General features: G+C 36.2%; 5 protein-coding genes and 1 other annotated feature. Of the genes, 2 read left to right on the forward strand and 3 right to left on the reverse strand.

All coding sequences use genetic code 11. From position 1 onward, the window contains the following. The first annotated feature begins 664 nt into the window (after positions 1-664). Positions 665-882 (forward strand) — a binding site (T-box leader). Positions 883-990: 108 nt separating this feature from the next. Beyond that, the gene (gene proS / locus ACTNDN_RS23920) at positions 991-2,424 is read left to right on the forward strand and encodes a proline--tRNA ligase (protein WP_251629649.1); all 1,434 of its coding nucleotides are present in this window, start codon (positions 991-993) and stop codon (positions 2,422-2,424) included. 111 nt (positions 2,425-2,535) lie between these two features. Here proS and ACTNDN_RS23925 read toward each other — a convergent pair whose 3' ends face one another. The 3 genes from ACTNDN_RS23925 to ACTNDN_RS23935 form a co-directional block, all read right to left on the reverse strand. Further along, positions 2,536-3,411, reverse strand: coding sequence for a cation diffusion facilitator family transporter (locus ACTNDN_RS23925; RefSeq protein ID WP_031540643.1), 876 nt, complete (start codon positions 3,409-3,411; stop codon positions 2,536-2,538). Between the two features lie 241 nt (positions 3,412-3,652). Next, positions 3,653-5,854, reverse strand: a complete 2,202-nt coding sequence (locus ACTNDN_RS23930; RefSeq protein ID WP_441132484.1) for an MMPL family transporter — start codon at positions 5,852-5,854, stop codon at positions 3,653-3,655. A gap of 128 nt (positions 5,855-5,982) precedes the next feature. After that, a complete protein-coding gene (locus ACTNDN_RS23935; RefSeq protein WP_349204758.1) occupies positions 5,983-6,609 on the reverse strand; it encodes a TetR/AcrR family transcriptional regulator in 627 nt (208 codons plus the stop codon). Between the two features lie 369 nt (positions 6,610-6,978). On the opposite strand from ACTNDN_RS23935, the gene adhE reads away from it, so the two are divergent. Then, positions 6,979-9,591, forward strand: coding sequence for a bifunctional acetaldehyde-CoA/alcohol dehydrogenase (adhE, locus tag ACTNDN_RS23940; protein WP_031540646.1), 2,613 nt, complete (start codon positions 6,979-6,981; stop codon positions 9,589-9,591). Positions 9,592-10,099: the final 508 nt, after the last annotated feature.

Genomic DNA, 10,099 nt, shown 5'->3' on the forward strand with positions numbered 1-10,099 from the left:
GAGGAGCGTTCTCTAAGCCCGAAAGCAAGAGAAAGAGCAGGAAAAGGTAACAGAGGAGCGTTCTCTAAGCCCGAAAGCAAGAGAAAGAGCAAGAAAAGGTAACAGAGAAACGTTCTCTGAGCCCAAAAGCAAGAGAAAGAGCAGGAAAAGGTAACAGAGAAACGTTCTCTGTGCCCAAAAGCAAGAGAAAGAGCAAGAAAAGGTAACAGAGAAACGTTCTCTGAGCCCAAAAGCAAGAGAAAGAGCAGGAAAAGGTAACAGAGGAGCGTTCTCTGAGCCCGAAAGCAAGAGAAAGAGCAAGAAAAGGTAACAGAGAAACGTTCTCTGAGCCCGAAAGCAAGAGAAAGAGCAGGAAAAGGTAACAGAGGAGCGTTCTCTGAGCCCGAAAGCAAGAGAAAGAGCAGGAAAAGGTAACAGAGGAGCTTTCTCTGAGCCAGAAAGCAATAGAAAGAGCAAGAAAAGGTAACAGAGGAGCGTTCTCTGAGCCCAAAAGCAAGAGAAAGAGCAGGAAAAGGTAACAGAAAACTAGCCTTCAGCACTCACCTCCCTTACAAAAAGCAAGAAAAAGGAACAAACTATAATCTATCTATTAGAAAAAGAATAAAAAAATTCCATATTGACAATAATGAATCTATCCGATATGATTTTTCACAAAGAAATGAATAAAGAAACTATAAAAAGGAATAGTATACAGCCATGTCTATTAGAAGAGAGGGTCTAATTGCTGAAAGGACCTATAGGCTACCTGTGGAACCTGCCTTTTTCGTTCTGTATCGAATAGACATTGTTTAGAAAGATTCAGCGGTTCAATACCGTTACCATGGATGAGTGTAAAGCTTTGCTTTGAATTAGGGTGGTACCGCCATTATTATGGTCCCTAATGAGAGGCAAAGCTTTTTTAATGGTCTTTTTCAAAAAGATGGACCTTTAAAAGTAAAAGTTATAGAGAAATAATATCGATAAAAAACAATAAAATAGGAGGCTTCTAAAATGGCAAAGGATTTTGTAAAAAGCATTACTAGTATGGAAGAAGATTTTGCTCAATGGTATACAGATGTTGTCACAAAAGCAGAACTAATCGATTATTCAAGTGTAAGAGGGTCTATGATTATTCGCCCATATGGAACAGCAATATGGGAAAATATTAAAGAGGCATTAGACAAACGCATTAAAGAAACAGGACATGAAAATGTTTATATGCCACTCTTTATACCAGAAAGTCTATTGCAAAAGGAAAAGGATCATATCGAGGGATTTGCTCCAGAAGTAGCATGGGTGACCCATGGAGGAGAGGAAGAATTAGCAGAAAGACTTTGTGTGCGTCCAACCTCTGAAGTTCTTTTTGCAGAGCATTATAAAAATATTATCCATTCCTACCGCGATCTTCCAAAGCTATATAATCAGTGGGCAAATGTAGTACGTTGGGAAAAGACCACTCGCCCATTTTTGCGTACATTAGAATTTTTATGGCAAGAAGGGCATACATGTCATGAAACAGAAGAAGATGCAGATAGAGAAACTACTCAAATGCTTGAAGTTTATGCGGAAGTTTGTGAGAAATTCTTAGCGCTACCTGTTATTAAAGGGAGAAAAACAGAAAAAGAAAAGTTTGCTGGTGCTAAGTATACGTATACGATTGAAAGTTTGATGCATGATGGAAAAGCATTGCAATCAGGAACGTCTCATAATCTTGGTGATGGCTTTGCAAAATCATTTGGAATTCAGTTCTCTGATAGGGACGGAAATCTCCAGCATGTTCACCAAACATCATGGGGCTTTACTACTCGAATTATTGGTGCCATGATTATGGTTCATGGGGATGACCGTGGCTTAGTAGTGCCGCCAATGATTGCGCCAACTCAAGTAATGATCGTACCAATTGCCCAGCATAAAGAAGGGGTTTTGGATTTTGCCTATGATTTGCAAAAGAAATTAAACCGTTCCATTCGAGTGGGCATTGATGGAAGTGATAAAAAGCCAGGCTGGAAATTTAATGAGTATGAAATGAAGGGGATTCCTTTGCGTTTAGAAGTAGGACCAAAGGATATAGAAAAAAATCAAGTTGTGCTCGTTCGCAGAGATACTGGAGAAAAGCAATTTGTATCAATGGATGGACTAGAAGATACAATTGCCCAATTGTTAAAGGATATCCAAGATAATTTACTACAGAAAGCTATCAATCATAGAGAAGAAAATACTCATATTGCTTTAAGCTTCGATGAATTTAAACAATGGATATCGAAAGAAAAGCCAGGATTCATCAAAGCAATGTGGTGTGAAGATCAAGCATGTGAAGATAAAATCAAGGAAGAAACAAGTGCAACTTCTAGATGCATGCCTTTTGAACAGGAGGCAATTGCAGATACTTGTGTATGCTGTGGCAAGAAAGCAAGTAAATTAGTATATTGGGCTAAGGCGTATTAAAACTTTAGCTGTATTATCTAGCTGAAATAAACGAAGGAATAAAAATGGTGGTGACCTCCGAAATGTTTTTACTCTAATTTTTGGAGGGCGGTACCAATATTCCTTCGTTTTTTATTTGTCTTCGTCTGGCTCAATATGCACATGTACCTCGAGTGCATGAAACTCATCAATTAAAGCATTCTCAACAGCGGAAGAAATATCATGGGCATGAGTAACATCTAACTGCTGGTTAACTGTAATGACAACATCAACAACTGGACTGTTTCCATAGTTTCTTGCTTTTATCTCTTTTACAGCTTTTACACCTTCTGTACGCAAAATAGTTTTTTTGTATTGATCAATTAATAAAACATCAAATCCATCTGTTAAATAGTGAGTTGTTTCTCGGAAGATACCCCAGGCTGTTTTACAAATTAATAGCCCAACAATACAGGCAGCAAGGGGATCTAAAAAGGTTAATTTTAGTTGAGCGCCAAAAATCCCAACGGCTGTCCCAATGCTAACCATCGAGTCGGAGAAGTTATCCTTTGCAGCCGCTTTAACTGCTTGGCTATTAATTTTATTACCTAAACGTAAATTAATGCGATAAACACCAAACATTACAGCACCACAAGCGATGGCCGTATATGCCGCTACTAAATCAGGTGCTTGCCTTGTCTGGCTAAAGAAGGAAGAAACGGCTTGGAATAATACTTGCAATCCGACACTCATCATAATAAAGGAAGCAATTAAAGAAGCAACAGTTTCTGCTTTCCAATGACCGTATGGATGATCTTTATCCGCTGGTTTTTGCGAAAGACGCAACCCGATTAGTACAGCAACAGATGCAATAATATCCGTGAAATTATTCCAACCATCAGCTTTTAGGGCTTGGGAACCTGTGCTATTTCCAATAAATAATTTAACAGAAGCTAGTACAATATATGTAAAAATGCTCAATATCGCAGCACGTTCTCCAAGCTTTAAGTCTGCATATTTTTTGTCCATTACAAATGCCCCCTTAACTAACCCACTTATAATATCAATTCCTTATAGGGTGGGTCTAGAGCAACGTTTTTATACATATCAACAAAAGTGTTAGAGAGATAAAATAGTTAGCTAGAGGAAAACTTCATCCATTTAATATTACTTAGCATGTGGAAAAAAATCTCACTGACTTTAATAAACTAGAAGAGATAAAAAATCTCCAAGACTTATCTTAAGACAAACCTTGGAGGCGTATAATCACTTATTCGTTTCCTTTTACATGTACTTTCTTGCTTGGCCAAAAGACTGTATTTCCTAATAGAGAAGTAATTGCAGGAACTAAAAAAGGTCTCACGATAAAGGTGTCTAGTACAACCCCAATAGCGGTTATCGTTCCAAAATGGACAAGCACTTCCATAGGTAAAGTAGTCAACACCATAAAGGTAGCTGCTAAAATGACTCCTGCAGAAGTAATAACCCCACCTGATTCTGCAACTCCCTCTTTTATTGCTAGTAGGAGAGGCATTTTTTTTCGTTTTTTCCAAATGCTTGATATCATGAAAATATTGTAGTCTTCTCCTAAAGCAACGATAAAGACAAAGGAGTACAAGGGGATTAAGCCTTGAATTGCTTCTACTCCAAATCCATAATGAAGAATGACCCACCCTAAGCCTAGGGCACTAAAGTAAGAAAGTAGTACAGAAGCTATTAAATAGAATGTTGCTATAATGGATCTAAGATAAACAAGTAACAAGATAGCAATCATGATTAAGATAATTGGAATAATTAATTTTACATCTTGATTTGTCAATTCTCTTGTATCATATTGTTCCGCAGTTACTCCTGCAATCCATATCTTCTCATTCGGTTCCTTTATGCCATTTTCAGCAAGCTTCTCTTCTAATGTATCACGAATAATAGGGAGTTCATCCATCGCTTGATTTGAATAAGGATTTGTTTCTAATTCAATCGAATATTTTACTAAATTAGGATTGCTTCTACCCGATTCTTCCTCCGAAACCGTTGCAATGAAAGCAAATTTATTTAATTCTTCTTCAATATTTAATGTTGCACCTTCTGTATCAATAATGACAGAAACCGGTGCGAGTTCCCCTGCATTAAAATGTTCTTCTATTAAGGTATATCCTTCTTTTGATGGCATGTCATCTGGAAATGAGGACAATAAATCATAGGTATATACTGTTTTAAGGGAAAATACAGCAAAAATACCAAGAAATAATGTCGTTAGTATAGTCACTTTCCATGGATGCTGTGTTACTACATTTCCGATTGTTTTCCCCAATGTATTTCTTTTTTTAGTCGTCTTTATTATCCTACCATTTATAATTTGTCCTTCTAATTTCGGAACAAATGGATAAAAAGATAATCTACCAATAATGGCTAGAATGGCTGGGACAAGACTAAGACTGGCTATCATCATTATAAATATAGCTAAGCTAAACGGGATTGCAAATCGTTGCACGGCACCATATTGGGCAAATAATAGGACAAGAAGAGAAAATACTACTGTTAATCCACTCATTGCCACAGCACCACCAGATCGATGCAATGCTCTTTCCATCGCCATTTCTTTAATTGATTCTTTGGTTAAATACGTTCGATACCTACTAATAATAAATAAACAATAATCTGTACCTGCTCCAAATAGTAATACAGTCATAATGGCAATGCTTTGTGAATCGAATTCAATCCACTCATGTTCTCCCATGAAACCAAGCAAAGGACTGATAACTCCATAAGCAATACCTACTCCAATTAAAGGAATTAACGCTAAAATAGGAGAACGATAAATGACAAGTAAACAGATTAGCACAATAATAACTGTGCCAATGAGTAACGATAAGTCCCCTTGGCTAAATAGCTCTGTTGCATCTATGGAGATACCAACGGGGCCAGTAGTCCTTGCATGTAATATCGTTTCATCCTTTCGTGCAGTGTCAAACGGATTTTTTTTAAAGATCCCATTTGCAACAGCTTCTAGCTTTTGAATACTAGCTTTTAATTCACTAGTAGCTAAATTATTTGAAAATAAAATAGGGAGAACTAGAGTTGTGCCATCTTCTGAAATTTGTTGTTTGACTCCCTCAATAGGTAGTTGATGATAAGGAATAATTGCTTCTTGATGAGCAAGTGGCGCATTTGTTAATTGGTTCGTAAGTTCTTGGATTTGTTCAACATCCTTATCTGTTAAGCCATTTGAGCGAAACCATGTAATTAACGCAGGAGTTCCTTGGTCATTAGAAAATTCCTCCTTTATTTTTTCATCTGCCAGCTGTGATAAAGCATTAGTTGGAATATTGCTAGCTAAGTCGTTTTTTTGTGAACTAGCTTGAGGGAAAAGTGTACTTAATATCCCAACAAGGAGAATCCAGGCAAGTAATATTATCCATTTCCCTTTTTTACTAGTGACAGCGGTAAAATAGCGATGAATATACCGTTTCATTTTGTTCACTCCTTAAAATACACATAACTTATCACTTGATAAGTTATGTGTAAAGAAAGAAACTTATCAAGTGATAAGGTGAGTATATATTTATTTTTATAAGAAAGGAAGTGTTTTTTGAAAAATCATTACTTATCTACTATTCCAAATATAAATAGATGAACGACTAATTTTGCTTTACGCCGGATTTCCTTTGTTTGTTCTTCATTAGAAAGTTCTTTCATATGAGAAGGACGCATGGCAGTTTGAATATATTGAAGAAAGGTGAATGCTATTTCTTCGCTATTACTTTCTATTTTTTGAAAAGAAATATTATTATCTTTTTCAGCCATATCAAACACATGTTTAATCGGTTTTAAAAATCCCTCTTGCCAGCGAATTCTTAGTTGGGTTTGTATATCATTTGGCATCTCATGTTGTAAGTCATGGAACATTTGCATGAGATCTTCTTGATAATGTTCTAAAAAGTAAAGAGCAATTTGGTAAAGACATTCTTGAAGAATCTGATATTCCTTCGTAATTTTTAATAAAGCATTTTCAGTCTGTTGAATAGACGTAATAATGACTTCTTTATAAATATCTTGTTTATTCTTAAAGTGATGGTATAAAGCAGGCTGTGTAATTCCACAACGCTCTGCAATCATCCTTGTGCTGACCTTACGAAATCCCAATTCCATAAACAACTGATAGGAGACACGGATTATAAATTGATAGGTATCATGATCCGTATTAGTTCTTTCCCATTTTTTATTCATATTGTAAACCCTTTCATTGTTGTTTTTATCACATTTTATATTATAGGAAAAGTAAGGAAATATTACAAATGTGTATAAAATGTGAATGAGTTTGTGAAATGTTGAACATTTTTTCAAGAATAGGCTTGAAGGTTTTAGCAAGTCATTATATGATAAGCATGTAAAGAATAACAACGAGAAATTCCAAAAGATATAATATGTTTGTAGGAAGCTAGTGGGCAAACAAACTACTAAATTAGTAGTTTTTCTTTAAAGAATTATTTGTGAATATATTCACAAATTAACTGCTTTTTTAAAGTGGTTTTTTCTTTAAAGTAACTTGTGAATATTTTCACAATATTATCATTCTCGATTTGGAGGGATTTAGTGATGTCAGTTGTTGAAAAAGAAGTAAAAGCGAAAAATGAGCAAGTTGATGTGCAAACCGTTATTAATGAGATGGCAGCAAAAGGGAAAAAGGCACTAGAAGAATTTATGTCTTTAGATCAAGAACAAGTAGATACAATTGTAAAGGCTATGGCCCTAGCTGGTTTAGATAAGCATATGTATTTAGCTAAATTAGCGGTTGAAGAAACGGGAAGAGGCATTTATGAGGACAAAATTACAAAGAATATATTCTCTACCGAATATATCTACCATAATATTAAATATGATCGTACAGTTGGGGTGATAAGCGAAGACCAACAAACAGGAATTGTGGAAATCGCTGACCCGGTAGGCGTAGTTGCTGGGGTAACACCTGTTACAAATCCAACATCTACAACCATGTTTAAAGCTATTATTGCGATAAAAACACGTAATCCAATTATATTTGCTTTCCATCCATCTGCACAGAAATGTAGCAGTGAGGCAGCTAGAATTCTAAGAGATGCAGCTGTTAAAGCGGGGGCACCAGAAAACTGTATTCAATGGGTAGAAAAACCTTCTATTGAAACAACTAAAGCGTTAATGAATCATAATGATATTGCATTAATTCTTGCAACTGGTGGACCAGGAATGGTTAAATCCGCATATAGTTGTGGCAAACCTGCACTTGGCGTTGGCGCTGGTAACGTACCTTGTTATATCGAAAAAACAGCGAAAGTTAAAAGAGCAGTGAACGATCTGATTCTTTCAAAAACATTTGATAATGGAATGATTTGTGCATCTGAACAAGCAGTAATCATTGACAAAGAAATCTACGATGAAGTAAAGAATCTATTGATTCGAAATAGCTGCTACTTCTTAAATAAAGAAGAGTTGGCAAAAGTAGAAAAACTAGTAATTAATGAAAACACATGTGCTGTAAATCCAGATATAGTTGGTAAATCTGCTCATTATATCGCTGGATTAGCAGGAGTAAAAGTACCAGAAGATACAAAAATTCTTCTTGCTGAATTAGAAGGTGTCGGACCTGATTATCCTCTATCTAGAGAAAAATTGAGCCCTGTGCTTGCATGCTATAAAGTGGAATCAACAGAAGATGGAATTAAACGTGCAGAAGAAATGTTAGAGTTTGGCGGATTAGGACATTCAGCAGTCATTCACTCTGAAGATCCGAAAGTAATAGAAAGATTTGCCCTAAGAATGAAAGCATGCCGTATTATCAACAATGCCCCATCTTCTCAAGGTGCAATCGGTGACATTTATAATGCATTCATGCCTTCTTTAACACTTGGCTGTGGATCTTATGGTAAAAACTCTGTATCTACTAACGTAACAGACATTCATTTATTAAATGTTAAAAAATTGGCAAAAAGGAATGTAAATATGCAATGGTTTAAAGTACCTTCAAAAATTTATTTTGAGAAAAATTCTGTACAGTATTTACAAAAAATGCAGGATATCTCTAGAGTATTTATCGTAACAGATCCATATATGGTTAAATTTGGATATGTGGATAAATTACTTTATAACTTAAGAAAACGTTCAAATCTAGTGCAAGTAGAAGTGTTCTCTGATGTTGAGCCAGATCCATCTATTGAAACAGTTGTTAGAGGAACAGAGATGATGGCTAAATTCCAACCAGACTGCATTATCGCACTTGGTGGTGGATCTCCAATGGATGCAGCAAAAGGTATGTGGTTATTCTATGAGCATCCAGATGAAGAGTTCTTCGGATTAAAGCAAAAATTCTTAGATATCCGTAAAAGGGTTTATAAATATCCATCATTAGGTGGTAAAGCTAAATTTGTTGCTATTCCAACTACTTCTGGTACAGGATCCGAAGTAACATCTTTTGCGGTAATTACAGATAAAGAACAAAACATTAAATATCCTTTAGCTGATTATGAATTAACACCAGATGTAGCTATCATCGATCCACAATTTGTTATGACAGTACCGCCTGCTGTAACGGCAGATACAGGAATGGACGTATTAACACATGCTGTGGAAGCATATGTATCTAATATGGCAAATGACTATACAGATGCATTAGCGGTGAAAGCAGTTCAATTAATCTTTGAATATTTACCAAGAGCATATAGAAATGGAAATGACGAAGAGGCACGCGAAAAAGTGCATAATGCATCTACAATAGCCGGTATGGCATTCGCAAATGCATTCTTAGGAATTAATCATAGCTTGGCACATAAATTAGGTGCCGAATTCCATATCGCACATGGACGTTCAAATGCCATCTTATTGCCACATGTTATTCGCTATAATGCAGAGAAACCGAAAAAATTCATGGCATTCCCTAAATACGAATACTTTAAAGCAGATGAGCGCTATGCAGAGCTTGCAAGAATTCTAGGATTGCCAGCTAATACTGTGGAACAAGGAGTAGACAGCTTTGTCAAAGCAGTAATCAGACTTGGAAAAGAATTAAATATCCCAATGAGTATTGCAGCACAAGGTGTAGATCCAAAAGAATTCGAAGCAAAAGTAGATTATTTAGCAGATCGTGCTTTTGAAGATCAATGTACAACAGCTAACCCTAAATTACCATTAGTAACGGAATTAGCAGACATTTACAGAAAAGCTTTTAAAGGGGTTTAAAATCAAGTCAAAGAGCAAACAATTTGAGGCTGGGACATAAGTATTCCAGCTTAAAATAAACCTGAATGATTATACGAAGATGCCAATGAAAGGTTCGTATAATCATTTGGGCTTTTTTATTCGTTTTAAAAAGGATGTTCCATGAAGTATGTTGCTATTATCCGCAGCCTGAATACACTTCGCTTTCCGTGGGGCTCGCGCTGAGACGCGGTCTGCTTCCGCCTGCAGGGTCTCAGACTGTCTTGCTAATCCCCGTGGCGTCTACGTGTATTCAGGCTGCTCCGTTCTTCCAACTAATTTATTTTTTCTTTGGAAAACAATATTTTTTAGGAAATAGCCTTTAAAAACGAAGTGGAATGGAGCGGAGGACGGTCAACTCCTGCGGGAAGTAGAGGAAAGGCTGAGACCCCGCAGCGTAGCGAGGAGGGCACTGAAAAACCGATGATTTTTAAATCCTAAAAATCATCGGTAAATCTGTTTTCTAGTTTTTTATGTCTTATTTCCACAT

The sequence above is a fragment of the Niallia sp. HCP3S3_B10 genome (genome assembly GCF_052064465.1).
Taxonomy (GTDB): domain Bacteria; phylum Bacillota; class Bacilli; order Bacillales; family Cytobacillaceae; genus Niallia; species Niallia hominis.

What these genes read in the sequence shown, in the direction of transcription:
- proS (WP_251629649.1), top strand. Translation starts at nt 991, where the DNA reads ATGGCAAAGGATTTTGTAAAAAGCATTACTAGTATGGAAGAAGATTTT.
- ACTNDN_RS23925 (WP_031540643.1), bottom strand. Translation starts at nt 3,411, where the DNA reads ATGGACAAAAAATATGCAGACTTAAAGCTTGGAGAACGTGCTGCGATA.
- ACTNDN_RS23930 (WP_441132484.1), bottom strand. Translation starts at nt 5,854, where the DNA reads ATGAAACGGTATATTCATCGCTATTTTACCGCTGTCACTAGTAAAAAA.
- ACTNDN_RS23935 (WP_349204758.1), bottom strand. Translation starts at nt 6,609, where the DNA reads ATGAATAAAAAATGGGAAAGAACTAATACGGATCATGATACCTATCAA.
- adhE (WP_031540646.1), top strand. Translation starts at nt 6,979, where the DNA reads ATGTCAGTTGTTGAAAAAGAAGTAAAAGCGAAAAATGAGCAAGTTGAT.